This is a genomic window from Bradyrhizobium sp. 87 (genome assembly GCF_023073015.1).
Taxonomy (GTDB): Bacteria; Pseudomonadota; Alphaproteobacteria; order Rhizobiales; family Xanthobacteraceae; genus Bradyrhizobium; species Bradyrhizobium canariense_D.
The window spans coordinates 512888-538423 of record NZ_JADPIQ010000128.1 but is presented as its reverse complement, the minus strand read 5'-3'; the positions used below and the strand labels follow the sequence as shown (position 1 = coordinate 538423).

Annotated in this window: 19 protein-coding genes; 9 read left to right on the top strand and 10 right to left on the bottom strand. The window is 64.6% G+C overall.

The features are described 5' to 3' along the window. Positions 1-56 precede the first annotated feature (56 nt). Positions 57-809 carry a sulfite exporter TauE/SafE family protein gene (locus tag IVB50_RS33975; RefSeq protein WP_018453343.1) on the top strand — a complete coding sequence of 251 codons (753 nt, stop codon included), beginning with the start codon at positions 57-59 and terminating at the stop codon, positions 807-809. Positions 810-815: 6 nt separating this feature from the next. On the opposite strand, the gene IVB50_RS33970 is transcribed toward IVB50_RS33975, so the two are convergent. Beyond that, complete coding sequence (locus IVB50_RS33970; protein ID WP_018453342.1) at positions 816-1448, bottom strand: LysE family translocator; 633 nt, start codon at positions 1446-1448, stop codon at positions 816-818. A 245-nt stretch (positions 1449-1693) separates the two neighbouring features. Between IVB50_RS33970 and IVB50_RS33965 the strand changes: the two genes are divergently transcribed. Continuing rightward, positions 1694-3490: a tetratricopeptide repeat protein gene (locus IVB50_RS33965; RefSeq protein WP_162496403.1), complete on the top strand. Its 1797-nt coding sequence runs from the start codon at positions 1694-1696 to the stop codon at positions 3488-3490. Between the two features lie 174 nt (positions 3491-3664). Further along, on the top strand, positions 3665-6430 hold the full coding sequence (locus IVB50_RS33960; RefSeq protein ID WP_085350689.1) for a di-heme-cytochrome C peroxidase: 2766 nt from the start codon (positions 3665-3667) through the stop codon (positions 6428-6430). A 79-nt stretch (positions 6431-6509) separates the two neighbouring features. On the opposite strand, the gene IVB50_RS33955 is transcribed toward IVB50_RS33960, so the two are convergent. Continuing rightward, positions 6510-7457: an alpha/beta hydrolase gene (locus tag IVB50_RS33955; RefSeq protein ID WP_018453339.1), complete on the bottom strand. Its 948-nt coding sequence runs from the start codon at positions 7455-7457 to the stop codon at positions 6510-6512. Positions 7458-7676: 219 nt separating this feature from the next. Between IVB50_RS33955 and IVB50_RS33950 the strand changes: the two genes are divergently transcribed. Beyond that, positions 7677-8138 (top strand): Hsp20 family protein, encoded by a 462-nt coding sequence (locus IVB50_RS33950; RefSeq protein WP_026232515.1) that lies wholly within the window; start codon positions 7677-7679, stop codon positions 8136-8138. 316 nt (positions 8139-8454) lie between these two features. Continuing rightward, a complete protein-coding gene (locus tag IVB50_RS33945) occupies positions 8455-9225 on the top strand; it encodes an alpha/beta hydrolase (RefSeq protein WP_018453337.1) in 771 nt (256 codons plus the stop codon). Between the two features lie 241 nt (positions 9226-9466). On the opposite strand, the gene IVB50_RS33940 is transcribed toward IVB50_RS33945, so the two are convergent. After that, the gene (locus tag IVB50_RS33940; protein ID WP_018453336.1) at positions 9467-10216 is read right to left on the bottom strand and encodes a hypothetical protein; all 750 of its coding nucleotides are present in this window, start codon (positions 10214-10216) and stop codon (positions 9467-9469) included. Between the two features lie 492 nt (positions 10217-10708). Here IVB50_RS33940 and gltB point away from each other — a divergent pair, with 492 nt between their 5' ends. Together gltB and IVB50_RS33930 are read left to right on the top strand one after the other, a co-directional pair. Next, positions 10709-15442: a glutamate synthase large subunit gene (gene gltB / locus IVB50_RS33935; protein ID WP_026232514.1), complete on the top strand. Its 4734-nt coding sequence runs from the start codon at positions 10709-10711 to the stop codon at positions 15440-15442. Positions 15443-15590: 148 nt separating this feature from the next. After that, positions 15591-17042, top strand: a complete 1452-nt coding sequence (locus tag IVB50_RS33930) for a glutamate synthase subunit beta (protein WP_018453334.1) — start codon at positions 15591-15593, stop codon at positions 17040-17042. A 161-nt stretch (positions 17043-17203) separates the two neighbouring features. Here IVB50_RS33930 and IVB50_RS33925 read toward each other — a convergent pair whose 3' ends face one another. Together IVB50_RS33925 and IVB50_RS33920 are read right to left on the bottom strand one after the other, a co-directional pair. Beyond that, on the bottom strand, positions 17204-17470 hold the full coding sequence (locus IVB50_RS33925; protein WP_018453333.1) for a hypothetical protein: 267 nt from the start codon (positions 17468-17470) through the stop codon (positions 17204-17206). A gap of 12 nt (positions 17471-17482) precedes the next feature. Then, complete coding sequence (locus tag IVB50_RS33920) at positions 17483-19252, bottom strand: outer membrane beta-barrel protein (RefSeq protein WP_247299314.1); 1770 nt, start codon at positions 19250-19252, stop codon at positions 17483-17485. A 190-nt stretch (positions 19253-19442) separates the two neighbouring features. On the opposite strand from IVB50_RS33920, the gene IVB50_RS33915 reads away from it, so the two are divergent. Further along, positions 19443-20450, top strand: a complete 1008-nt coding sequence (locus IVB50_RS33915) for a KpsF/GutQ family sugar-phosphate isomerase (RefSeq protein WP_166520846.1) — start codon at positions 19443-19445, stop codon at positions 20448-20450. A gap of 95 nt (positions 20451-20545) precedes the next feature. Here IVB50_RS33915 and IVB50_RS33910 read toward each other — a convergent pair whose 3' ends face one another. Further along, positions 20546-21103 (bottom strand): carboxymuconolactone decarboxylase family protein, encoded by a 558-nt coding sequence (locus IVB50_RS33910; protein WP_018453330.1) that lies wholly within the window; start codon positions 21101-21103, stop codon positions 20546-20548. A 72-nt stretch (positions 21104-21175) separates the two neighbouring features. Between IVB50_RS33910 and IVB50_RS33905 the strand changes: the two genes are divergently transcribed. After that, the gene (locus IVB50_RS33905; RefSeq protein ID WP_204512442.1) at positions 21176-21514 is read left to right on the top strand and encodes a helix-turn-helix domain-containing protein; all 339 of its coding nucleotides are present in this window, start codon (positions 21176-21178) and stop codon (positions 21512-21514) included. Between the two features lie 112 nt (positions 21515-21626). On the opposite strand, the gene IVB50_RS33900 is transcribed toward IVB50_RS33905, so the two are convergent. The 4 genes from IVB50_RS33900 to hemH all read right to left on the bottom strand — a co-directional run bounded on the left by IVB50_RS33900 (position 21627) and on the right by hemH (position 25457). Next, positions 21627-22073 (bottom strand): NfeD family protein, encoded by a 447-nt coding sequence (locus IVB50_RS33900; protein WP_007597152.1) that lies wholly within the window; start codon positions 22071-22073, stop codon positions 21627-21629. A 70-nt stretch (positions 22074-22143) separates the two neighbouring features. Continuing rightward, on the bottom strand, positions 22144-23145 hold the full coding sequence (locus IVB50_RS33895) for an SPFH domain-containing protein (protein ID WP_007615156.1): 1002 nt from the start codon (positions 23143-23145) through the stop codon (positions 22144-22146). Positions 23146-23419: 274 nt separating this feature from the next. Further along, positions 23420-24394 (bottom strand): ABC transporter substrate-binding protein, encoded by a 975-nt coding sequence (locus IVB50_RS33890; RefSeq protein ID WP_247299313.1) that lies wholly within the window; start codon positions 24392-24394, stop codon positions 23420-23422. Between the two features lie 25 nt (positions 24395-24419). Then, positions 24420-25457 (bottom strand): ferrochelatase, encoded by a 1038-nt coding sequence (hemH, locus tag IVB50_RS33885; protein ID WP_018453327.1) that lies wholly within the window; start codon positions 25455-25457, stop codon positions 24420-24422. Positions 25458-25536 lie beyond the last annotated feature (79 nt).

Here is a 25536-nt window from a genome sequence, read left to right as displayed (position 1 = left end):
GCTTTCTCCGTAAGCTACAGATTGTGCCGGCGCGCTGCATCGGTCAATGTGCAGATATGATCGACCCGCTCCTCATTCTCATCGCCGCCGTTTTCCTGATCGCCGGATTCGTCAAGGGCGTGGTCGGGCTCGGCCTGCCGACTGTCTCCATGGGCCTGCTCGCGGTGAGCATGGCGCCGAGCCGCGCGATCGCCATCGTGATCGTCCCCGCCATCGTCACCAACATCTGGCAGACCTTCGTCGGCCCCCATTTGCGCGATATCCTGAGGCGGCTGTGGCCGCTGATGATCGGCACCGTGATCGGGTGCTGGCTCAATGCCGGCGCGCTCACCGGCCCGCATGCGCGCTACGGCACGATCGTGCTCGGCGTGCTCCTGGTCATCTACGCGATCATCGGGCTGAACAAATTCCAGTTTCATGTTGCGCCAAAGAACGAGAAATGGGTCGGCGGCGTGGTCGGCGTGGTCACCGGCGTGATCTCGGCCTCGACCGGCGTGCAGGTGATCCCCTCGATGCCGTTCATGCAGGCGATCGGCATGGAGAAGGACGAGCTGGTGCAGGCGCTCGGCGTGTTTTTCACGACAGCGACACTGGCGCTCGCCTTCAATCTCACCGCGGGGGGATTGCTGACGCCGGCCAACGCGGTGCCGGGCGCCGTGGGCATGGCCTGCGCGTTTGCCGGCATGTATATCGGCCAAACGGTGCGGGCGCGGATGCCGGCGGAAGCGTTTCGCCGCTGGTTCCTGATCGCGATGATCCTGCTCGGCCTCTATCTCGCCGGCAGCGCGCTGCTGAAGGAATTCGCGTAAAGGACGTTACCGCGTCTCCAGCATGGCGACGCGGATGCCGAGATAGATGAAGAGGCCGCCGAGGGTACGGTTGACCCAGGCGACCGCGCCTTCGGAGCTCCGCAAGCGGTGGGCGGCCCTTGCCGCGAACGCCGCCAGCACCAGGCACCACAGCGTTCCCGTGCAGATGAAGATCAGGCCCAGCATCAGGAAGGCGAGCGGCTTGTGCGCCGAGTCCGCTGCGACGAATTGCGGCAGGAAGGCAAGGAAGAACAGCGCGACCTTGGGATTGAGCGCGTTGGTGAAGACGCCCTGGAGGAAAACCCGCCGCAGCGAGCTCTGCACAGGCTCGTCGATGGCCGAGGCCAGCACCGGGCGCGACCACAGCATCTGAAGCCCGGTCACGACGAGATAGGCCGCTCCGACCAGCTTCAGGATCGAGAACGCGGTCGATGAGGCCATCAGCAGGGCCGAAAGGCCGATTGCCGCGCCCGCGACATGGAAAAAGCAGCCGCAACTGATGCCCAGCGCGGCCGCGGCGCCACCTCGCCAGCCCAGCTGCATGCTGCGGCCGATCACATAGACCGTATCAGGCCCCGGCGTGATGTTGAGCAGCACGCCCGACAGGACGAAGAGCCAGATTTCGTGAATGCCCAGCATGTGTGACGTGCCTCCGCCGCCCAACCGTAGCCCAAGAGGTCGGCTTAGTGCGTTCGCTCGTCCCCGTCCACTGCCGGATTGCCGAGGATTTACCTCGAATTTGCAATGCGGATCATACTTTCGCTCGGCCTCATCTGCTCTATAAGGAACGGGTTCTTTGAATGCGGGATTCGAGGCGACTGCCACGCCGTGGCCGGTCCTCGATCTCTTCCAAGTCTCTTGCAAGTCTCTTGGAGCTCCGGAATATGGAAAGACGTCTGGCTGCCATTGTCTGCGCCGATGTCGCCGGCTATTCGCGCATGATGGGCACCGATGAGGCCGGCACCCATGCCGCCTTCAAGGCCCATCGCAGCGCGATCCATCCCATCATCCTCAATCACGGCGGCCGCGTCGTCAAAAACACCGGCGACGGCTTCCTGCTGGAATTCCCCTCGATCGTCGGCGCCACCGAGGCCGCGATCGCGATGCAGACCCTGATGGCGGAGCGCAATCACCATCTGCCCGCCGATCGCGCCATGCAGTTCCGCCTCGGGATCCATATGGGTGACGTCATCGCCGACGAGGACGAGGTCTTCGGTGACGATGTCAACATTGCCGTCCGCCTCGAAGCCGTGGCGAGCCCCGGCGGCTTCGCCATCTCGGCCAAGGCCTACAAGGAGGCCAGCAAGCATCTCACCGTGCCGCTGGTCGATGCCGGCAACCACCGCTTCAAGAACATCAAGGATCCGATCGGGGTCTGGACCTGGACGCCTGAAGGTGCACCGGCGCTTGCGCCCGCGCTGAGGGAGGCATCCGCCCTCTCGCAGCAGTATCGCACCGCGATCGTCGGCGTGCTCCCTTTCGCCAATCTCAGCGACGCACAGGACGAGTATTTCTCCGACGGCCTGACCGAGGATCTGATCCACGCGCTGTCGCTGCAATCCTTCTATCGCGTGCTGAGCCGCAACTCGACGTTCGTGTTCAAGGGCAACAACGCCAGCACCCGCCTGATCGCGCGGGAGATCGACGCCACCTATCTGATCCAGGGTTCGGTGCGGCGTGCCGGAGCCAAGATCCGCGTGACCGCAGAGCTGATCGCGCCGGAGACCGGCGAGCAGCTCTGGACTGGCCGCTACGACCGCGACATCGGCGATCTCTTCGCGATGCAGGACGAGATCACCACCAACCTGTCCGCCGCCATCGCCACCGAGATCGTCCGGGCCGAAGCCTCGGCGCCGGCGCGGCTCTCGACCGACGTCACCGCCTGGGACCGCTTCCTCAAAGGACTGTCGCACTATTATCGGCAAACCAAGGAAGACCTGGCCATCGCCGTCGACCTGTTCCGGGAGGCCATCAGGCTCGAGCCCAAGCTGTCGATTGCGCACGCCTATCTCGCCACGATTCAGATCCAGAGCATCCAGTTCGGCTGGGTCAAGGGCACGCGCGAGATGTGGGCCGAGGCGATGAAGCTTGCCGAAACCAGCGTTCGGCTCGATCCGCGCTCGTCATTTGCGTTCTCGATCCTGTCCTGGACCCACGCGCTGGAGGGGCATTACGAGGCCGCGATGGACGCCGCCAAGCGCGCCGTCGCGCTCAACCCCTACGACAACGGCGCGCGCGGCGTGCTCGGCATCTGCCATTTCGTCATCGGCGAGCACCGCGAGGCGATCGAGCTGTTCTCGATGGCCGCACAGCGCGACAACAGCGATCCGCGCTACCAATGGGCCGCACTGAACGCCTTCAGCCATTATCTGCTGGGCCAATATGACGCGACTCTGTCATGGGCTCGAGAACAGCTCTACATCAACCCGAACCATTTGCAGGCGCTGGCAATCCGCGCCGCGGCGCTGGCGCAATTGGGACGCGGCGACGAGGCGGTCGAGGCGACCCGCGTGCTCATGGCTAACTACCCGACTCTCAATGTCGACCGCCATTTGCGCAATTTCCACTGGAAGCGGCCCGAGGACCTCGCCCATTACCGCGCCGGACTCTTGAATGCGGGCGTGCCGCTCGGCAAACTGACCCTGGTTTCGAGCGACGTCAAACGCGTCGCCGAATCCTGAGAGCCAGCCGCGGCCACGCGGCAATGTCCCCTCCGCCTTTATTGACACGACAGTGAATTCAGCCACACTCGGCTACACGCTGAAGTAGTATAACGTGTTGTCGGTTTGTCAGGACTTTCCGCGCTCTATCGCCGCGTCTGTATTTCACGATTCGCCGTTTTCAGGATTTGGGCCATGCATGACTCGGCTCCGAAGCCCTCCTTAGACCCTTCGATCCAGGTCTCCCCGAACAATCCCTGTCCATTCCTCCGCGGCCTCGTCGGCGAGGGGTTTGTTGACGGCAGAACCGTTCCGCTCGGCACGCTGTCGCAAACGATCGCGAATGCGAGCGGCGAGACCGGGCTGAAGAAGGTCTCGGCCCGCATCCAGGTCCGCGGCGTTGCGCTTATCGCCAACGGGCTCGGTCACATCCTGAAGAGCATATTTTCGGGCGCACAGCTCGACGCGTTGCGTGGCGGCCCTCTCGACAAGCGCGGTGCCGGCTCGCGCGTCCTCGGCGTCGACGGCAAGGTCGATGAGGACGAGCTTGCGCGGTTTGCGAGCTTCGGCCGGGACTACCGGGATCCGAACGGCGGCGGCTCTGAGCCCGGTCTCAACGCCTCGGAAATCGGCGTCTTCATGCGCGACAACCTCAAGCGCGCCGGCAGCGCCGCGCGCTGGTACTACCCCCTGCTGATGAAGTTCGAGTGGCCGATCCTCCTGAAGATCATGGGCAAGGGCGCGGGTGAGGACCGCTATCTCAGCGTGGCCGACGTGCGCACTCTGTTCAACGAGCGGCAATTCCCTGCTCGCATCAACCAGCGGCTGGTATCGCAGCCGGTGCTGTCCACCTGCCAGCGTGTGGTGCGGGGCGCCCTCAAGGTTGCGGCCCTGCTGCTCGCCCTCGGTCTCGCCTTGCTCGTTGCGGTCGCCGAATTTCCCGACCAGGTGCGCGCCATGCTGCCGCAAAAGGGAATTCTCGTGAATCTCCTGCCGCCACCCTTGCCCACGGTCCCGGAGACGAAGGCGGCCTTTTGGCTCGAACAGAATTGGTCGCTGAAGGACAGGCACTGGTTTCACCATGCCAGCCAGGGCACAGCGACCTTCCCGGTGCCCTATGAATGGTTCATGGCCCTGGAGCAGCCGCGCCTGCATCTGTTCTCGGCGCCGGGCATGATGACGGACGGCACCTATCTCGAGCGCTTCGGGTTCATCCCGAGCCCGCAGTCGATCCAGACTGACGCGACGTCACTGCGCCGCTTCGGCTATGCCAATGTCTACGAGACGACACAGGTGCCGGACTGGTCGACCAGGTGGACGCCGGCGGAGAACGTCGACGGCCTGCCGGTCGGCTTCGCACGGATGACCGGTGTCGTCGATCCCGCGACCGGCCGTCGCGAAGAGGACAAGATCGGGCTGACCTGCGCGGCCTGCCATACCGGCCAGATCCACTACCAGGGCGTGGACGTGCGTTTCGACGGCGGCCCGGCCATGACCGACCTGAAGAAGCTCGAGGTCTCCACCGGCCTGTCGATCGCCTACACGCTTTACGTGCCGTTCCGCTTCCAGCGCTTCGCCGATCGCGTGCTCGGCCCCGATGCCAGCAAGGCTGACCGCGCCGCGCTCAAGCAGAAGCTCAGCGCGATCGGCAACTTCCTGATCGACTGGGCGCAAACCCAGCAAAAGACGATTGAAGGCAAGAAGACCTGGAACGGCAGGCAGCAGCAGGACACCGAGGAAGGGTTCGGTCGCCTCGACGCTCTCAATCGCATCGGCAATCAAGTTTTTTCGCAGGATCTCGCGCTGAGCGGGATCAAGGGATTCGAGAAGAACCTGCACGCCCAGGACGCGCCGGTCAGCTATCCCCCGATCTGGACCGTGCCCTGGTTCAAGTTCGCCCAGTACGACGCCTCGATCGAGCAGCCGCTGATCCGCAACGCCGGCGAAGCCCTCGGCGTGACGGCGCTGCTCAACCTGTCCGACGCCTACCCGGAGGACAGGCTGTGGCGCTCCTCGGTTCATATCAACACGCTCGGCTGGATCGAGGACATGCTCAGGGGGCCAGACCCGTTCAAGACGGCAGATCCCTCCACCGGCCCGAAGTTCGGCGGCCTGCTGGCGCCGAAATGGCCCTCGCAGATCCTTGGCGACAATTGGAGGCTCGATCAAAAGAAGGTCGACAATGGCCGCAAGATCTACGCCGAGATGTGCTCCGGATGCCATCTGCCGGCGATCGACACCCCGGCTTTCTGGTCGTCGGGACATTGGGAGCCGAGCGGCGACAGCAAGGTGCTGAACGCGGTGACGATCCCCCTCGACGAGATCAAGACGGATCCCGAACAGTCGCTCGTGCTCAGCAACAGGATCGTCGATCTGCCCGGCTTCCTGAAGGTGAATACGGCCGACCTCCAGAAATGGTGGCAATGCGACGTCTCGACCGCAAGCTCGCCGACCGAGATGGTTTATGCGCTCGGGTTGATGACGGTGGTGGATCTCGTCGCCCGCAAATGGATGGACGACGAGAAGACTCCGGACGCCGAGCGGTCGAAATTGTGGAATCTCGCGCGCAAGAACTGCCTCAATCCGGTGGGGGGAGCACGCTATCGGGCACGGCCGCTGAACGGCGTCTGGGCCACGGCACCCTATCTGCACAACGGTTCGGTGCCCTCTCTCTACTGGTTGCTGAAGCCTGCAAGCGAGCGCCCGCAAAAATTCTGCATGGGCCGCCGCGACTATGATCCCGTGACCGTCGGCTTTGCGGTCACCGCCAACGAGAAGTGCAAGACGGGTGAAACCGAGTTCTCGGCCGGGTCGGACAAGGATCCGATCCAGGGCAACAGCGTGCTCGGCCATTCCTTCGAGCGCAAGCCGGGCGAGGAAAAACGTCCCGGTGTCATCGGCCGCGTGTTCAAGGACGACAACGAGCGCTACGATCTGATCGAGTATCTGAAGACGCTGTAGTGGGTGATGCTACTTCCTCGTCATGGCCGGGCTTGTCCCGGCATGCCGGCGTGTGGTCGCAGGGCAGCATCGCCTCCCCTCACTTGAACAGCGGCGTGCCTGGCACGAAGGCGTCGAAGGCTGCCCAGAATTGGGAACGGTAGCGGTCCTGCTCCTGGAGAATCTCGTGCTTGGCACCGGCGATCACGAGATGGGAGCCTGCGCGCAAATGATAGGCGAACTCCTCGATCGCCGCGATCGAGACCACGGTGTCGCTGGAGGCCGCCAGCATCAGGATCGGCTGACGGATCTCGGACGGGTAGTTTTTGCCCTTGAAGGTGTTCATCGCGCGGAAGGCGGTATCGGCCCAGGCGACCGTCGGTGACGCGAGCCCGAGGGTCGGATCCTCCTCCAGGATTGCGGCATTGCGCGCATAGCGCACGGGGTCGCTGGTCAGCGGATTGTTGATGAAGGGATTGAGCCCGGTGATCTGGTCGCTGCCGCCGGGGACATAACGGCCGCCCATCCCCAGCACGCGCATCGTCTTCAGCAGAGCCCGCGCCGGAAACGAGGTGGCGCGGCCGGGGAGGTCGATCATCGGCGCAGACAGCACCATGCGGTCGAACCAGCGCTTGCCCGCATGCGCCACCCGCAGCATCACGGTGCCGCCCATGGAGTGGGCGAGCGCGAAGAAGGGCGGCGGGCAATCCGGCAGCACCACCTGCTGCACGAAGGTCTCGACGTCGATCTCGAAATCAGCGAAGTCGCGGACATAGCCCTTGCGCGGATCGCGCAGGCGGCGCGAGGAGTGGCCCTGCCCGCGCCAGTCGATCATCGCCACCGCAAAACCGCGGTCGCGCAGGTCGCGCACGGTCTCGAAATACTTCTCGATCTGCTCGCTGCGTCCGGTGAAGACGCAGACCGTGCCCTTGCGGTTCGCCGGCGGTGCCCAGCGCGCAAAGCGCAGCTCGACGCCATCAGGGGTCTTGATGGTGCCGCTGACGACGTCTTCGGGAACGGGATTGGACGGTATCGAGACCAGCGTCATGATGGGGAGGGCTTGGGCACGAAGAGCTGCAAATCAGGGGCGGGAGCGCCGAAAAGGCTGAGTATCCGCCCTCTTGAACGCCGTTCCCCTGAACCCATATCACCTTGGTGCAGGCCGCTACCAGTGTTTCGGAACCGGAACATCAGGCTGCACACAGACGAAAGCCCGGCCCGATTGGCGGGCGGGTTACTCAACAGTCGCTCAATGGAGGACTTGACCATGCGTACCTACGACCTGACCCCCTTCTACCGTTCCACCGTCGGCTTCGACCGTCTCTTCAACCTGCTCGACCAGGCCGGTTCGGACGGCAGCCCCGGTTATCCCCCCTACAATATCGAGCGTACCGGTGAGAACGACTACCGCATCACCGTTGCGGTTTCGGGCTTTGCCAAGGATGAGCTCTCCATCGTCGCGAAGGAAAACACGTTGACGATTAAGGGCGAGAAAGTCGCCAACGAGAACTCGAAGGCCGAAGTGCTGTACCGTGGCATCGCCGCGCGTGCCTTCGAGCGCGCCTTCCAGCTTGCCGACTTCGTGCAGGTGAAGAACGCCTCGCTCGAGAACGGGCTGCTTCACGTCGACCTCGTCCGTGAGATTCCCGAAGCGAAGAAGCCCCGCCACATCGCGATCAACACCGGTGCGCAAGGCGCACAGGTGATCGAGAACTCGGTAGCCGCGTAAATCACGTCGGCCGCTTCCAGGTTGCGAAAACGCCCCGGTGCCCCGGGGCGTTTTTTTGTTGGGCTCTCCTCGTCCCGGCGAGAGCCGGGGAATCCTGCCGCGAGATCGATCAATCGTGCACGGAAGAAATACCGAACGACGGATCTGCCATACCTTACCAGAGAGGATGGTCTCGGTCGTCGCCGGGACGTCACCGATTGCTGAACGGCCGTGCTGGACTGTTGCGCCGCATCACAGAGCGGTGAAATGGCGTAACACCGCCGCCCCGCGCATCGTCTTTTGGATATCGAACCCAAAAACAAGACGGAGAACAATCATGACTTTCTGGCGCAGCCTTTTCGTCGCCGCGAGCCTGCTGGCGGCCCCTCTCAGCCTCGCTCACGCGCAGACGCCGCAGACCGTAAAGGCCAAGAACGTTGTGCTGGTGCACGGCGCCTGGGCCGACGGCTCAAGCTGGTCGGAAGTGATCCCGATCCTCCAGGCCGCAGGGCTCAACGTAACTGCCGTGCAAAATCCGTTGTCGTCGCTTGCGGATTCCGTCGAGGCGACCAAGCGCGTGCTGGCCGAACAGGATGGTCCGACCGTGCTGGTCGCGCATTCCTGGGGCGGCACCGTGATCAGCCAGGTCGGCACCGACCCGAAGGTCACCGGCCTCGTCTATGTCGCCGCCCGTGCGCCCGATGCCAACGAGGATTTTGTCGCGCTGTCGAAGCAGTTTCCGGCGGGACCGGCACGCGCCGGCGTCGTCGAGCGCGACGGCTACACCAAGCTGTCAGAAGACGCCTTCCTGAAGTACTTCGCCAATGGCGTTAAGCCGGAGCAGGCCAAGGAGCTCTACGCCGTGCAATGGCCGACGGCCGCCTCGATCTTCGCCGGTCGCACCACGGAGGCGGCATGGCATTCCAAGCCGAGCTGGTACGCGGTGTCGAAGAACGACTACACCATCAATCCCGATCTCGAACGCTTCCTCGCCAAGCGCATGAACGCAACCACGATCGAGCTCGACGCCGGCCATCTGTCGCTGGTGTCGCATCCGAAGGAGGTGGCGAATTTGATCCTGGAAGCGGCGGGGTATGGCCGGAGCTGAGCCGCGCTCGTCATGGTTCAGAAGGCGCCTGAGTGCTGAGACGCCTTCTGTTTGCGCTAACTCTCTCCCCAACCTCGTCCTGGCGAAGGCCAGGACCCATAACCACAGGGAGGAGTTTGGCGAAGATTCGGAGTTCGGTACTCCCGCGTCACTCATATGATGCACCTCGCGGTATGGGTCCTGGCCTTCGCCAGGACGACACCGTTGGGGTGATGCGGGCCATCGCCTCAAACGCCCGCGCTTAGTCCAGCCCCTGTGCCGCCGGCATCTCCTGCGTAGGCAGGATAGTCGCGGCAGGCTTGACCTGACCTACGGTTGGCGCGGCGGCTTGCGGTGCGACCTCAGCGGGCTTGGACGGCACGGCGGCCGCGGTCTGCGTCACAGGTTGTGCCTGCGGCACCTGGGCCTGCGGCGTCGCAGGCTCGGCCGGCTTGGCGGGGACGCCCGGGGCCTCGCGCGGCGGAGCCGCCTTGGGCAGCGGCACGGAACGGCTGGCGACATGCGGGATCGGGGCCGGAGGGCGGGGCGGACCACTGCGGACCATGGTCGGCGGCGGCAGCGCGCTTTGCGGGCGGTAAGGTGCAACCGCAGGCTGCTCGTAGCCGGGTGCCATGCCGTAGGCGTCGGCAGCCGGCATGAAGCGCAAAATCCTTCCGTCGCGGGCATCGATCACGAGCCGGCCGTCCTCCCCCCGGCGGTCAATCACCGCGATGGTGTAGACGCCGCCGCGCAGGCGCGGGATGCCCAGTGGAGAGAAGCCGTTCTCGCGCAGCACCGCGTAGACCTCGGTCGATGGCAGCAGCACCGGGGCCGGCCCGCGTTCTTCGTAGCCATAGCCGTAGCGCGGCGGCGGCGCGGCCTCCGACGGCGCATAGGGGGCGTCGAAATCCGAGACCGCGATCATCGCCCCTCGCGCTGGAACCTGCGCTTGAGCCGCGGTCGCGGCCAGCGCCAGCGTGGCGGCGGCCACACATCCTGTGAAAAACTTCATGGTCGAGACGCTCCTGTCAGGCCCCCGGATGGATCGCGCTCTTTTGCTTCTTGCGGCGTGGCGGGTCTTCCAAAGGGTTGATCCGAAGCTTCATTGGGGATTCCGGCGTCGGCAGGGCCGGATCAGGGCGCGTTTGCTTCAAAACCGGGGCCGCGCAACTTTTGGAAAGCGATTGATTGACATATGGGGAATCGGGACTTGCGCGCGCTTGTGTGATAGACAAAAATTTGGCAAGGTGATGGTTAGGACAGGAAGACTGTCTCAATTTTGCTTGCGGTTCCGGCATAGGGATTGCAACGAAAGTCGGTGCTTTCGAGCGCCAAGAAGGCAACAGGCAAAGCCGTTCTCGGGGACGAAGAACGCCTTGGCCTGAATTTAAGAAAATGCGGCTCGCGAGCGGACGAGCGGTGACCCAGAAGCGGGTGCCGCGGGACGCCCAAGGTGCGCCGAAGATGGCGGTGAGGCAGCTTGCCGCATGGAGAGGACGAGAACATGAACGGGTCGCAAGTCGAGCGCGGAAACATCGTGGCAGAACAACTGTCGGCGACGGTCGCCTCGAAAACGACCGATCCGATTCAGGAACACAATTCACGGCCGCCGGCCGTAGGCCTGTACGATCCGAGCCTGGAAAAAGATTCCTGCGGCGTCGGCTTCATCGCCAACATCAAGGGCCAGAAGTCGCACGAGATCGTCGCGGACGCGCTCAGCATCCTCTGTAACCTCGAGCACCGCGGCGCCGTCGGCGCCGACCCGCGCGCCGGTGACGGCGCCGGCATTCTGGTGCAGATCCCGCATGCTTTCTTCAGCCGCAAGGCGAAGGAGCTCGGCTTCGTGCTGCCCAATCCGGGCGAATACGCCATCGGCGCGTTGTTCATGCCGCGCGACACTGCCTGGCGCAACGTCATCAAGAGCATCATCGCCGACCAGATCAAGGAAGAGGGCCTGACGCTGCTCGGCTGGCGCGACGTGCCAACCGACAATTCCTCGCTCGGCGTCACCGTAAAGCCGACCGAGCCCGCCTGCATGCAGGTGTTCATTGGCCGCAACGGCACCGCCAAGACCGAGGACGATTTCGAGCGCCGGCTTTACATCCTGCGCAAGTCGATCTCGCAAGCGATCTATCAGCGCCGCGACCGCGGCCTCGCCGGCTACTATCCGTGCTCGATGTCCTGCCGCACCGTGATCTACAAGGGCATGTTCCTCGCCGACCAGCTCGGCAAGTACTATCCCGATTTGCACGAGAAGGATTTCGAGAGCGCGCTGGCGCTCGTGCACCAGCGTTTCTCGACCAACACCTTCCCGGCGTGGTCGCTGGCGCATCCCTACCGCATGATCGCGCATAATGGCGAGATCAACACGCTGCGCGGCAACGTCAACTGGATGGCGGCGCGCCAGGCCTCGGTGAGCTCCGAGCTGTACGGCAAGGACATCAACCGGCTCTGGCCGATCTCCTACGAAGGCCAGTCGGACACCGCCTGCTTCGACAACGCACTCGAATTCCTGGTGCAGGGCGGCTACTCGCTGCCGCACGCCGTCATGATGATGATTCCGGAGGCGTGGGCCGGCAATCCCTTGATGGATGAGAAGCGCCGCGCCTTCTACGAATATCATGCAGCCCTGATGGAGCCGTGGGACGGCCCCGCCGCGATCGCCTTCACCGACGGCCGCCAGATCGGTGCCACGCTGGACCGCAACGGCCTTCGGCCGGCGCGCTATCTCGTCACCAAGGACGACCGCATCGTGATGGCGTCCGAGATGGGCGTGCTGACGATTCCCGAGGACCAGATCATCACCAAGTGGCGCTTGCAGCCCGGCAAGATGCTGCTGGTCGACCTCGAGCAGGGCCGCCTCATCCCCGACGACGAGATCAAGGCCGAGCTCGCAAGGAGCCATCCCTACACGGAGTGGCTGGAGCGGACCCAGATCGTGCTGGAAGAGCTGCCGAAGGTGCCGACCACCGGCGTGCGCTCCAACCTGTCGCTGCTCGATCGCCAGCAGGCGTTCGGCTACAGCCAGGAAGACATCACCATCCTGATGACGCCGATGGCCTCCACCGGCGAGGAAGCCGCAGGCTCGATGGGCAACGACACGCCGATCTCGGCGCTGTCGGCCAAGGCCAAGCCGCTGTTCACCTACTTCAAGCAGAACTTTGCGCAGGTCACCAATCCGCCGATCGATCCGATCCGCGAGGAGCTGGTGATGAGCCTCGTCTCCATCATCGGACCGCGGCCGAACCTGTTCGACCTGCAAGGCCTAGCCACTACCAAGCGCCTCGAAGCGCGCCAGCCGATCCTGACCGACGCGGACCTCGAAAAGATCCGCTCAATCTCCGAGGTCGCCGAGTCGCACTTCAAGTCGCGCACGCTGGACACCACCTTCCACGCCGGCCTCGGCGCGGCCGGCATGGACCAGGTGCTGGACGAGCTCTGCGCGCGCGCCGAGAGCGCGGTGCGCGAGGGCGTCAACATCATCATCCTGTCCGACCGCATGGTCGGCACCGACCGGGTTCCGATCCCGTCGCTGCTGGCCTGCGCCGCCGTGCATCATCATCTGATCCGCACCGGATTGCGCACTTCGGTCGGCCTCGTCGTCGAATCCGGCGAGCCGCGCGAAGTGCATCACTTCGCCTGTCTCGCCGGCTACGGCGCGGAAGCGATCAATCCGTATCTGGCGTTCGAGACCATCATCGCGATGAAGGACCGCCTGCCCGGCTCGCTCGACGACTACGAGATCGTCAAGCGCTACATCAAGTCGATCGGCAAGGGCCTGCTCAAGGTGATGTCCAAGATGGGCATCTCGACCTACCAGTCCTATTGCGGCGCGCAGATCTTTGACGCCATTGGCCTGAAGGCGGAATTCGTCGGAAAATTCTTCGCGGGCACGCACACCCGCGTCGAGGGCGTCGGTCTTGGCGAGATCGCCGAAGAGGCGGTGCGCCGTCATGCCGACGCGTTCGGCGACGCGCTCGTGTACAAGACCTCGCTCGATGTCGGCGGCGAATATGCCTATCGCAGCCGCGGCGAGGACCATGCATGGACCGCCGAGTCGGTGGGGCTGCTCCAGCACGCCGCGCGCGGCAATTCGCTGGAACGCTACCGCGCCTTCGCGAAGATCCTCAACGAGCAGTCGGAGCGTCTCCTGACGCTGCGCGGCCTGTTCCGGATCAAGAATGCGGACGAAGAGAAGCGCAAGCCGGTACCGCTCGACCAGGTCGAGCCGGCCAAGGACATCGTCAAGCGTTTCGCCACCGGCGCGATGAGCTTCGGCTCGATCTCGCGCGAGGCGCACACCACGCTCGCGATCGCCATGAACCGGATCGGCGGCAAGTCGAACACCGGCGAAGGCGGCGAGGAAGCCGACCGCTTCAAGCCGATGCCGAACGGTGACAGCATGCGCTCGGCAATCAAGCAGGTCGCCTCGGGCCGCTTCGGCGTCACCACGGAGTATCTCGTCAACTCCGACATGATGCAGATCAAGATGGCGCAGGGTGCAAAACCCGGCGAAGGCGGCCAGTTGCCCGGCCACAAGGTCGATGCCACCATCGCAAAGGTCCGGCATTCGACGCCGGGCGTCGGCCTGATCTCGCCGCCACCGCACCACGACATCTACTCGATCGAGGATCTGGCGCAGCTCATCTACGACCTCAAGAACGTCAACCCGGACGGCGCGGTCTCGGTCAAGCTCGTCTCGGAGATCGGCGTCGGAACCGTAGCCGCGGGCGTCGCCAAGGCGCGCGCCGACCATGTCACCATCGCGGGCTTCGAGGGCGGCACCGGCGCTTCGCCGCTGACCTCGATCAAGCACGCCGGCTCGCCGTGGGAGATCGGCCTCGCCGAAACCCACCAGACGCTGGTGCGCGAGCGGCTGCGCAGCCGCATCGTGGTCCAGGTCGACGGCGGTTTCCGCACCGGCCGCGACGTCGTGATCGGCGCGCTGCTCGGCGCCGACGAGTTCGGCTTCGCCACCGCGCCCCTGATCGCGGCCGGCTGCATCATGATGCGCAAGTGCCATCTCAACACCTGCCCGGTCGGCGTCGCGACCCAGGACCCCGTCCTGCGCAAGCGCTTCACCGGCCAGCCCGAGCATGTGATCAACTACTTCTTCTTCGTCGCCGAGGAGGTCCGCGAGATCATGGCCTCGCTCGGCTTCCGCAGCTTCAACGAGATGATCGGCCAGGTGCAGCTGCTCGACCAGACCAAGCTGGTCGCGCACTGGAAGGCCAAGGGGCTCGATTTCTCCAAGCTCTTCGTCAAGCAGAAGGAAGAGAAGGGCCAGAAGATCTATCACTCCGAGCGCCAGAACCATCATCTGGAAGCGGTGCTCGACCGCACGCTGATCGAGCAGGCGACGCCTGCGCTCGACCGCGGTGCGCCGGTGAAGATCGAGGCCAAGATCAACAGCACCAACCGCTCCGCGGGCGCGATGCTGTCGGGTGCGGTCGCCAAGATCTACGGCCATGCCGGCCTGCCGCATGAGACCATCCATGTCAGCCTCAAGGGCACCGCCGGCCAGGCCTTCGGCGCCTGGCTGGCGCAAGGCGTCACCTTCGAGCTCGAAGGCGAAGCCAACGACTATGTCGGCAAGGGCCTCTCGGGCGGCAAGATCATCGTCAAGCCACCGGCCAACAGCGGCATCGTGCCGGAAGAGAGCATCATCGTCGGCAACACCGTGATGTACGGCGCCATTCAAGGCGAGTGCTACTTCCGAGGCATCGCCGGCGAGCGTTTTGCCGTGCGCAATTCCGGCGCCGTGGCGGTGGTCGAGGGCGCCGGCGACCATTGCTGCGAATACATGACCGGCGGCATCGTGGTCGTGCTCGGCAAGACCGGACGCAACTTCGCGGCCGGCATGTCCGGCGGCATCGCCTATGTGCTGGACGAGACCGGCGACTTCGACAGGCTGTGCAACATGGCGATGGTCGAGCTCGAGCCGGTGCTGTCGGAAGAGCTGATCAACGCCGGCACCTATCACCACTCCGGTGACCTCGAAGCGCACGGCCGGGTCGACGTGTTCAAGGACCTGCTCGCCTCCGACGTCGAGCGGCTGCACGTCCTGATCACGCGCCATGCGAAGGCGACAGGCTCCAGGCGCGCCGCCGACATCCTGGCCAACTGGAAGGACTGGCTGCCAAAATTCCGCAAGGTGATGCCGGTCGAATACCGGCGCGCGCTGCGCGAGATGGCCGCCAACGCGGACGCCGAGCCGAAAATCGCGATCGGGGCGTAAGAAATATCAGCGCCCGTCATTGCGAGCGTAGCGAAGCAATCCAGACTTTCTCCTCGGATGCAGACTGGATTGCTTCGAAGCTCACGCTCCTCGCAATGACGACGAGAGAGAAACACAACGAATTTAAGCGGCAGGGACTTCGGGTTTAATGGGCAAGATCACGGGTTTTCTCGAAATCGAACGGCATGACCGCAAGTACACCCCGGTCGCCGAGCGCGTGAAGCATTTCCACGAGTTCGTCGTTCCCCTCTCCGAGAAGGAAACGCGCGACCAGGCCGCGCGCTGCATGAATTGCGGCATTCCCTATTGCCACGGCACCGGCTCGGTCTCGCCCGGCACGCCCGGCTGCCCGGTCAACAACCAGATCCCGGACTGGAACGACCTCGTCTATCAGGGCAACTGGGAAGAAGCCTCGCGCAATCTGCACTCGACCAACAATTTCCCGGAGTTCACGGGGCGCATCTGCCCGGCGCCGTGTGAGGCGTCCTGCACGCTCAACATCGACGACAACCCCGTCACCATCAAGACCATCGAATGCGCGATCGTCGATCGCGCCTGGGACAATGGCTGGCTGAAGCCCGAAATCGCCGCCCATAAGACCGGCAAGAAGGTCGCGGTGATCGGCTCCGGTCCGGCCGGCATGGCCTGCGCGCAGCAGCTCGCGCGCGCCGGCCACGACGTGCATCTGTTCGAGAAGTTCGCCAAGGCCGGCGGCCTGCTGCGCTACGGCATCCCCGACTTCAAGATGGAGAAGGGCATCATCGACCGCCGCGTCGCGCAGATGGAAGGCGAAGGCGTCACCTTCCATTACAACAGCCATGTCGGCGCCGACGGCAATGTCGACCCACGCGAGATGCTCAACGAGTACGATGCCGTGGCGCTGACCGGCGGCGCCGAAGCCCCGCGCGACCTCCCGATTCCCGGCCGCGACCTTGCCGGCATCCACTATGCCATGGACTTTCTGCCGCAACAGAACCGCCGCGTGTCGGAGGAACCGTTGAACGGCGTCCAGGAGATTTTGGCCGGTGGCAAGCATGTCGTCGTCATCGGCGGCGGCGACACCGGATCCGATTGCATCGGCACCTCGCTGCGCCAGGGCGCGCTCTCCGTGACCCAGCTCGAGATCATGCCCGCCCCGCCGGAGCACGAGAACAAGGGCCTCACCTGGCCGAACTGGCCGCTGAAGATGCGGACGTCCTCCAGCCAGGCCGAAGGCGCGATCCGCGAATTCGCCGTGCTGACGCAGAAGTTCACCGGCGAGAACGGCAAGGTCAAGAAGCTGCACTGCGTGCGCGTCGACGACAAGTTCAAGCCGATCGCCGGCACCGAGTTCGAACTCGACGCCGACCTCGTCCTGCTCGCGATGGGCTTCGTCCATCCCGTGCACGAGGGCCTGCTCAAGATGCTCTCGGTCGAGCTCGACCCCCGCGGCAACGTCAAGGCCAACACGCTGGACTATCAGACCTCACGCCCCAACGTGTTCACCGCCGGCGACATGCGCCGCGGCCAGTCGCTGGTGGTCTGGGCCATCCGCGAGGGCCGGCTGTGTGCCCGGTCGATCGATACGTTCCTGATGGGGAAGACGGATCTGCCGCGGTAGTTGCTTGGCTCGCTGTCAGATTTACAAACGGTGTCATCGCCCGCGAAAGCGGGCGATCCAGTATTCCGAAACAGTTGTGATTTACCGAGAAGCCGCGGCGTACTGGATGCCCCGCCTTCGCGGGGCATGACGGCGGAGTAGATGGCGAGAGCGACGGGGCCTTAGCCCAAGACGTGCGGAAAGTGCTGTGCGTCCCACTCGTCAAGCCGGAACAGCACCTTACCGTATTCGAGAAGCTTGTCGTTCGGCCGATAGGGACGCGCCGAAACTTCGACGTCCGAGGCTACTTCACTGGGCATCAGGTGAAAGTGGTCGTTGGTCTCGCTCAGGGCGAGCAGTTCCTTGACGAGAAGGTCTCGGCCTTCGGGATTGAGCCATAGCTCGAATACTCCAGCCGAGTTGATGTCCAAAGTAATCCGAGCCGCCACGGGGCCTCCCCTCTAATTCTGCAACCTCACCCCGACCATCACCACCGTCGCCTGCGAGCTTGACCCCGGCTGGTTCGAATCCAGGATGTCGTGGCGGAGCGTGCCCTTGATCCAGATGTTGCGGTTGAGCTTGTAGATCAGATTGCTTTCGAACGAGTAGGTCTTGTCGTTACGATTCTGGCCCTGATAGTCGTAGGTGCCGTAGGTGAATTTGCCCACTGCCGTAAGCCAGCGGCGGAAATCGTGATCGACTTCGACCCCGTAGGTGTGCACCAGCACGCCGGAGGAGCCGGGGACGGTGGTCTCGGCGATCTGGGTGTCGGTGGCGAATTTCACCGTGGTGAGGCCGCTTGCACTCCAGATCAGCGAGCCCGAGGTCAGGAAGCCCGCGAGCTGGCTCAGGCGCGGGTCGACATAGTTGCGCGCGGAATAGCCGACCGAGACCTCGCCGATGAGGATCCGCGAGAACTCGAAGGACGTGCCGACCTTGGCGTAGCCGCCGTTCGAATCGCGGAAATAGCCGTTGCGGTCGGCGGCCAGGTCATGGACGCGGGTGTCGCCCTGGATCTCGACGAATGGCTTCAGCCCCGGCTTGAGATCGTAGGAGAAGCGTCCGACGCCGCCATACTGGTTGAAGTCGCGATCGTCGTTGCTGAAGGTCGAGCCGTCGGTCAGTTTTGAGTTGGTGTAGGCGGTGCGATCGACAGTGGCGCCGGCCGCGATCTGGAAGCGGTTGAAGCTCTGGTCGAAGCCGACGGTCGTGCCATAGGCGGCATAAACAGGATATTTTTGCAGGCCGGCCTGCACGTTCGGGCTGCCGGGATTGTCGGTGGCGAGCCGCAGGCGCAGCTGCGTGGTCAGCTTGAGATCGCGATTGACGTCGAGGCGGCCGTCGACATGGCCGTTGAAGTCGGGGCGGTCGACCTCGACCGGCGAAGGCGAGGCAAAGCCGTCGATTGTCGCCGGCATGTTGTTGGTGTAGCCCGAGAACGAGCCGCGCAGATCCGCGACCAGCGCGTGGCGCTCCCAATCGGACGCCACGAGGAGATCGGGTGCAACCACATAGGCCGGCGAGCCGACCGGCTTGTTCAGACGCGCCGGATTGGTGTCGTAACCGGTGGAGAGCTCGAGCCCGCCCTTGATCAGGAAACTGCCGGCATAGTCGCCGACCGCGCCGAACGCATCGTCATCGGCCTTGAGGCGGCGGCGTAGCGGCTGGCCGGGCACGGTGCCCGCCATCGCCGCCGGCACGGGCGCCTTGTTGGCGGAGGCGGACGGGGGCGGCGCGATCTTCGGCGAACCGAGCGTGGATGGCGGCGGCGTAGTGGTCGGCGCCCGCGAGCCGGGACCAGCAGGGCGCTTCGGCTTGGGCTGACCCGGATAGAACTTCGGCTGCTGCCGCTTGCGGTTCAGCGAGTCGTAGCCGGAGCTGCTCGCACCGTTGGCGGCCGGCAGGCCATAGGTCGGGACCTGGCTGGTCGCGTTTTGGTTCGTCGGGTTCTGCCATGGGCGCGCCGGCGTCTGCTGGCGCTTGCGAAAGTCGGAGTTGGGATCGGGCAGCGCCGGCAGCGCATCCGACGGTGCCTGCGGAACGCCCGCGGTGCGGCGCGTCGGCAGCGTGTCGGGCGAAGCGAAGCCACCGCGGTTGGGACTGAACAGGTCGGGGGTGAGGCTCTGGGCGGCCACGGGGGCGCTTCCGAGGACCGTCAGCGCAAAGCACGGCAAAGCCGCGCGCAGGAAATGCGCGCGTTTGCTCCGGCTCGTGCCTGGAGACGACCCCACGATGGAAGAACTCCAACGAAATCAAACACTTTCGCGATTGTCCCCACCGATCGGCGGGAACTATCGTTAATGGAGTTAAAACAATTATGGTTAACGACCGGTTGAGGGTCGGGTCGGGCTCGTCGCCTCGAAGGCCGCGGCGTGTTAAGCAGGCGCCAACGGGCGAAGGCCCCTCCTCCTGGACCAGAACATGCCGAGTTCGAAACCGCTGATGACCCAATCATCCGGCCCCATTCCCGACAGCGTCGAATCCGCACTCCGCACGCTGGAAACGGAGAGCGGCGGTATCAACGCGCTCGCCGCCGCCCTGCGCGGCCCGCTTGGCGCGAGCTTCGCCCAGGCGGTCGATCTGATCCGCAACGCGAAGGGCCGCGTCATCGTCACCGGGCTCGGCAAGTCGGGCCATATGGGCCGCAAGATCGCGGCAACGTTGGCCTCGACCGGCACGCCCGCCTTCTTCGTGCACACCGCCGAAGCCGCCCATGGCGACCTCGGCATGATTACCACCGACGACGTCATCATGGCGCTGTCCTGGTCCGGCGAGCAGCCGGAGATGAAGACTCTCGTGAACTATTCCGCAAGATTCGCAATCCCGATGATCGCGGTGACGTCGAACGCGGCATCCTCGCTGGGACAAGCGGCCGACGTCGTGATCGAGCTGCCGAAGGCGCGCGAGGCCTGCCCGCACAATCTGGCGCCGACCACCTCGACCCTGATGCAGGCCGCGATAGGCGATGCGCTTGCGATCGCGCTGCTCGAAGGCCGCGGCTTCACCGCGCTGGAGTTCGCGCATTTCCACCCCGGCGGCAAGTTAGGGGCGATGCTGAAATTCGTCCGCGACTACATGCGCACCGGTGCGGAAATCCCGGTCAAGCCGCTCGGCACCAAGATGTCGGACGCGGTGATGGAGATGTCCGCCAAGGGTTTGGGGTGCGTCTGCATCGTCAACGAGGCGAACGAGGCTCTCGGCATCATCACCGACGGCGATCTGCGCCGCCACATGCGGCCCGACCTGCTGACGGCGTCGGTCGACGACGTCATGACCAGGCAGCCGAAAACCGTACCGCCCTCGATGCTGGCCACCGAGATGATCGAGGTGCTCAACACCCGCAAGATCACGACGCTGGTCGTGACCGAGGCGGACAAGGTGGTGGGCATCGTGCACCTGCACGATCTGCTGCGGGCAGGCGTGGCGTAGGGAGCCACTCACCGTCATTGCGAGCGCAGCGAAACATCCAGAGTGCCACCGCGGAAAGACTCTGGATTGCTTCGCTACGCTCGCAACGACGGCGGCTAGAGCGGCGCAGGAAATCTTGCCGCCGTCTCCTCCAGCGGCAACCGCAGTCCGTTCGCCAGATACGAGACCGTGCGGTAGAAGCCGCACAGCAGCATGATCTCCAGGATCTGCGCCTCGTCGTAATGCGCCGACAGCGCAGCGAACTCAGCGTCGTCAAACGTCGCGCTGTGATGCAGCGCGTCGACGGCGGCGATCAGCGTCTGCTCGGCCGGGGACCAGCACGACGACGCCGCATCACCCTGCACGGTGGCGCGCACTTCCTCCTCGGTGAGTTTCGCCGGCCCGGCAAAGACCGCGACATGCACGCCCCATTCATATTCGCATTTGTTCAGCGCGCAGGTGCGGTCGATCACGATCTCGCGCTGGCGCAGCGACAGCGGTCCGGGATCGAGCAAGCCGCCGGCGCGAAACTTGTCCCAGGCGCGGGTGTGGCCCGCCATGACCCGGAACAGCAGCAGTGGCGGCGCGCCGCGCATGATGCGGTCGAACTGGGCCTGGATCTCCGGGGGATAAGGCGGGGTGAGCGGGGCAATGCGCGCTGTGACCGGGGACATTGGCCGCCTCTCTTGCTACATTTAACGTAGCATGAAGCTACACTATTTGTAGCACCGCGCAAGGGGGCGACGATGGCGAAACAGACCACTTCGAGATCGCGCGGCGTCCGTGGCCCGCGCAGCGGGCGGCCGATCATGGTGCTGCTCGACCTCCTCGGACGACGCTGGAGCCTGCGAATCCTGTGGGAGCTGCGCGACGCCCCCCTCACCTCGCGCGCATTGCGCACCGCCTGCGACGAGGCCTCGCCGACGGTGCTGCAGGCGCGGCTGGACGATTTGCGCGAGGCCGGGTTCGTGGAGCTCGGCGAAGCCGGCGGTTACGCGCTGACGGCGCTCGGGCGGGACTTGTGCGAGACGTTCATGCCGCTGCATAGGTTTGCGGAGCGGTGGCGCAGCAAGAGCGGCGCGTAAGTCTGGCGATGCCGTCCCGACTAGCTCGTCATTGCGAGCGAAGCGAAGCAATCCAGAATCTTTCCACCGGCAGCAGTCTGGATTGCTTCGCTGCGCTCGCAATGACGGTGGACTAAGCCGCCGCCACCGTCAGATTCGCGCCGTCCACTTGCACCACCTTCACACGCGTGCCCGCCGGCGTATCGGGACCTGCGACGCGCCAGACGGTGTCGCCGATGCGCATGGTGCCGTTGCCGTCGACGATCGGCTTCTCCAGCGTGAACTCGCGGCCGAGCAGCGCATCCGCGCGCTTGTTGAGGAAGGGGCTGGCGGCAATTGCATCCGGCTTCGGCCGGGCGAGCCGACGCCAAACCGGCACGGCGGCGGCGGCGAAGATCGCGAACATCACGAGCTGGATCTGCCAGGATATCGCCACTCCGAACGAGATCAGCCCGACCAGCAGCGCGGCGAGCCCGAGCCAGAACAGGAAGACTCCCGGCGCCAGCACCTCCAGCGCCATCAGGATGAAGCCGAAGATCAGCCAGTTCCAGGTGCCGAGCGATACGAACATGTCGGTCATGACACGACCTCTTTGAAATGGCGCATGCCCTTGTCGGAAAACCGGTGTCCACTTTTCCGGGGCATGCGCTTTACCCCTGCCGCGGCGGCACCGCCGGGGGCGTGCTCCCAGTCGTCGGCACCGAACCGCGACGAGCGGCGGCAGCGGCGGATGCAGCACTCTCGCCGAACGTCGCCTTGGCGATCTCGCCGATGCCGGCGAGCGAGCCGAGCATGCTGGTGGCCTCGATCGGCAGCATGATGATCTTCTGGTTCGGCGAGTCCGCAAACTGCCCGAACGCCTTGATATATTTGTCGGCGATAAAGTAGTTCAGCGCCGCGACGTCGCCCTTGGCAATGGCTTCACTGACCATCTGCGTCGCCTTGGCCTCAGCTTCCGCCGACCGCTCGCGTGCTTCGGCGTCGCGGAAGGCGGCCTCGCGGCGACCTTCCGCCTGGAGGATCTGGCCCTGCTTGGCACCCTCTGCGCGCAGGATCTCGGACTGGCGTGCACCTTCGGCCTGAAGGATGTCGGCGCGTTTGACGCGCTCGGCCTTCATCTGTCGGCCCATGGCTTCGACGAGGTCCGCCGGCGGCACAATGTCCTTGATCTCGATACGATTGACCTTGAGGCCCCAGGGCGAGACGGCGGCATCGACTACACGCAGCAGGCGCTCGTTGATTTCGTCGCGGTGCGACAACACCTGGTCGAGATCCATCGAGCCCATCACCGAACGGATGTTGGTCATGGTCAGCACGGTGACGGCTTGGGTCAGGTTAGAGACCTCGTAGCTCGCCTTGGCGGCATCGAACACCTGAAAGAAGGCGACGCCGTCGACCGTCACGGTGGCGTTGTCCTTGGTGATCACCTCCTGCTCGGGAATGTCGATCACCTGCTCCATCATGTTGATCTTGCGTCCGACGCGATCGAAATAGGGCACGATCAGATTGAGCCCGGGGCTCAGCGTCTGGGTGTATTTGCCGAACCGCTCGATGGTCCAGTCATAGCCCTGCGGCACCGTCTTCACGCCGGCCACCAGCGTGACGATGACGAGCAAGACCAGAACAATCGCGAAAATGTCGAAACCGCTCATATTTCCTCCAAGGCGGAAAAGATTGGCGGGAAAAGGCCTTTTCCGCGCTGTCATTGGTCGGGATCACGACCCCAAGGGTTCAGTAAAGTATTCAGTAAAGAGTTCAGAAGGATTCAAGGCTCAGCGGTCGTGCCTGATTTCGGCATCGGTAGGATTCTACACAAGACACCGGGAGAGGGAATGGTCGCGATTATGTATTTGCGAGGCGCTCTTGAAAGCGTGCTGGCGCACACCTAGCGACGACGTTAACGAATCCGGCGGTCGCAGCCAAATCCTACTCGATGACCTCGTTCGCGGTTGCGAGCAGGCTTGGCGGAAGCGTGACGCCGATCGCCTTGGCCGTCTTCAAGTTGATCGCCAGCTCGAACGTGGTCGGATTCTGGACCGGCAAGTCGGCCGCTCGCGCACCCTTCAGGATGCGATCGATATAGGTGGCGGCGCGGCGGAGCTGCTCGGCGCTGTCGGTGCTGTAGGACATCAAGCCACCCTCGTCGACGAAGGTCCGGCTCCAGAACACCGCCGGCACGCGCGCTTCATTGATGGCTGCCAGGAGAAGCGCACGGTTGGACATGGTGAAGAAATCCGGCAGCACCAGCAGGCCGCCGTCTTTCCGCAAGGCCAGGGCGGCGATCGAGGCCGTGTCATGGACCGGCGCGGGCACCACCGTCACATCGAGCGCGCGGCCGGCGTGTTCGATCGTCCGCAGCATCAGCGGCGCGAACGGCGCGGTGGCGGGATTGTAGACGACGGAAACGCGTGACGGCTTTGGCACGACCTGCGTAAGCATCTCCAGCCATTTGCCGGCCAGCGGGCCGTCGTAATCGGTGAAGCCGGTGATATTGCCGCCGGGATGGGCGAGATTCTGGACAAAGCCCTGGCTGACAGGATCGGTGACGACGGCGAAAACGATCGGGATCGTCGTCGTGCGCTGGCGCAGCTCCTCCACTGAGGGCGTGCCGACCGCAAGCAGGATGTCGGGCTTGAGCGCCACGAGTTCGTCGGCGAGTTGCGCGATCCGCGCGCGGTCGCCGCCGCCGTTGCGCCAATCGATCTCAAGGCTGCCGTCCTCCTTCCAGCCATGGCCGGCAAGCGCCTCGACCAGGACCGCGCTACGCGTCTGCCCGATCGCATCGTCCGCCGCAGTGACCGAGAGCACGCCGAGCCGGCGCGTCGCATTCGCTTGCGCCAGCACCGAGGCCGGCAGCATCGTGGTCACCCCAAGAAGCGCCAGAACCTCGCGGCGGTTCATGGGGCGCTCCTCGGATCCAGGCTCACTATATCCAGCCCTGGAGCTCGCGCAGCACCAGCGTTCGGATCACATCCATGCCGGGGTCGCTGTCGTTGAGGCAGGGGATCGCGGAAAACTGCTCCCCGCCATTGTGCTTGAAGATCTCGGCATTCTCCTGCGCGATCTCCTCCAGCGTCTCCAGGCAGTCGGCGGAAAAACCCGGCGTGATCACCGCGATACGGCGCACGCCCTCTTTCGCCAGACGCTCCATGGTCTTGTCAGTGTAGGGCTGCAGCCACTCGTCGAATCCGAAGCGCGACTGGAAGGTCAGCAGCAGCTTTGTCTCGTCCATGCCGAGCCGGCGCCGCAGCGCCTCGGTGGTCGCCACACATTGGTCCTGATAGGGGTCGCCCTTGTCGACATAGGCCTTCGGCATGCCGTGGAAGGAGGCGACGATCAGCTCTGGCTTGAACGACAGGCTCACCAGATGCGTCTCGATCGAGGTGGCGAGCGCCTCGATATAGGCTTCGTCCTCGTAGTAAGACGGCGTCACCCGCAGCGTCGGCTGCGCGCGCAGCCGCGCAAGCACGCGAAACACCTCATCGCAGACGGTGGCCGACGTCGCGGCGGAATATTGCGGATAGAGGGGGACGGCAAGAATGCGATCGCAGCCCTTCGCAATCAGCGCATCGACGCCCGACTTGATCGAGGGATTGCCGTAGCGCATAGCCCATTCCACCGTGACCTGGTCGCGGTCCGACAGCATGGCTCCGAGCTTGTCGCTCTGCGAGCGCGTGATGGTCTTGAGCGGCGACTCGTTCTTCTCGGTGTTCCAGATCTTGAGATAATCGCGCGCCTTGGCGCGGGGGCGGGTGCGCAGGATGATGCCGTTCAGCACCAGCTTCCAGATCAAGCCCTGATCCTCGATGACGCGGGCGTCCGAGAGGAACTCCTTCAGATAGACCCGCACGCCGCGCGCGTCGGCGGTATCGGGCGTGCCGAGATTGACCAGGAGTACGCCGACGCGCGGCTGGCCGGACTGAGGCAGCGGCTTCGTGGTCTTGAGAGGGGCTAGGGTTGTCATGCTCGTTGGGTCGCGCGTTGCCCCGAGCTTGTCAAGATCAGGCCGGTTTCGCTAGGGTCGCACCGAGGCGGGGGAGGAA

Coding starts and splice junctions, on each gene's coding strand:
- IVB50_RS33975 (WP_018453343.1), top strand. CDS start 57: ATGATCGACCCGCTCCTCATTCTCATCGCCGCCGTTTTCCTGATCGCC.
- IVB50_RS33970 (WP_018453342.1), bottom strand. CDS start 1,448: ATGCTGGGCATTCACGAAATCTGGCTCTTCGTCCTGTCGGGCGTGCTG.
- IVB50_RS33965 (WP_162496403.1), top strand. CDS start 1,694: ATGGAAAGACGTCTGGCTGCCATTGTCTGCGCCGATGTCGCCGGCTAT.
- IVB50_RS33960 (WP_085350689.1), top strand. CDS start 3,665: ATGCATGACTCGGCTCCGAAGCCCTCCTTAGACCCTTCGATCCAGGTC.
- IVB50_RS33955 (WP_018453339.1), bottom strand. CDS start 7,457: ATGACGCTGGTCTCGATACCGTCCAATCCCGTTCCCGAAGACGTCGTC.
- IVB50_RS33950 (WP_026232515.1), top strand. CDS start 7,677: ATGCGTACCTACGACCTGACCCCCTTCTACCGTTCCACCGTCGGCTTC.
- IVB50_RS33945 (WP_018453337.1), top strand. CDS start 8,455: ATGACTTTCTGGCGCAGCCTTTTCGTCGCCGCGAGCCTGCTGGCGGCC.
- IVB50_RS33940 (WP_018453336.1), bottom strand. CDS start 10,216: ATGAAGTTTTTCACAGGATGTGTGGCCGCCGCCACGCTGGCGCTGGCC.
- gltB (WP_026232514.1), top strand. CDS start 10,709: ATGAACGGGTCGCAAGTCGAGCGCGGAAACATCGTGGCAGAACAACTG.
- IVB50_RS33930 (WP_018453334.1), top strand. CDS start 15,591: ATGGGCAAGATCACGGGTTTTCTCGAAATCGAACGGCATGACCGCAAG.
- IVB50_RS33915 (WP_166520846.1), top strand. CDS start 19,443: ATGCCGAGTTCGAAACCGCTGATGACCCAATCATCCGGCCCCATTCCC.
- IVB50_RS33910 (WP_018453330.1), bottom strand. CDS start 21,103: ATGTCCCCGGTCACAGCGCGCATTGCCCCGCTCACCCCGCCTTATCCC.
- IVB50_RS33905 (WP_204512442.1), top strand. CDS start 21,176: ATGGCGAAACAGACCACTTCGAGATCGCGCGGCGTCCGTGGCCCGCGC.
- IVB50_RS33900 (WP_007597152.1), bottom strand. CDS start 22,073: ATGACCGACATGTTCGTATCGCTCGGCACCTGGAACTGGCTGATCTTC.
- IVB50_RS33895 (WP_007615156.1), bottom strand. CDS start 23,145: ATGAGCGGTTTCGACATTTTCGCGATTGTTCTGGTCTTGCTCGTCATC.
- IVB50_RS33890 (WP_247299313.1), bottom strand. CDS start 24,394: ATGAACCGCCGCGAGGTTCTGGCGCTTCTTGGGGTGACCACGATGCTG.
- hemH (WP_018453327.1), bottom strand. CDS start 25,457: ATGACAACCCTAGCCCCTCTCAAGACCACGAAGCCGCTGCCTCAGTCC.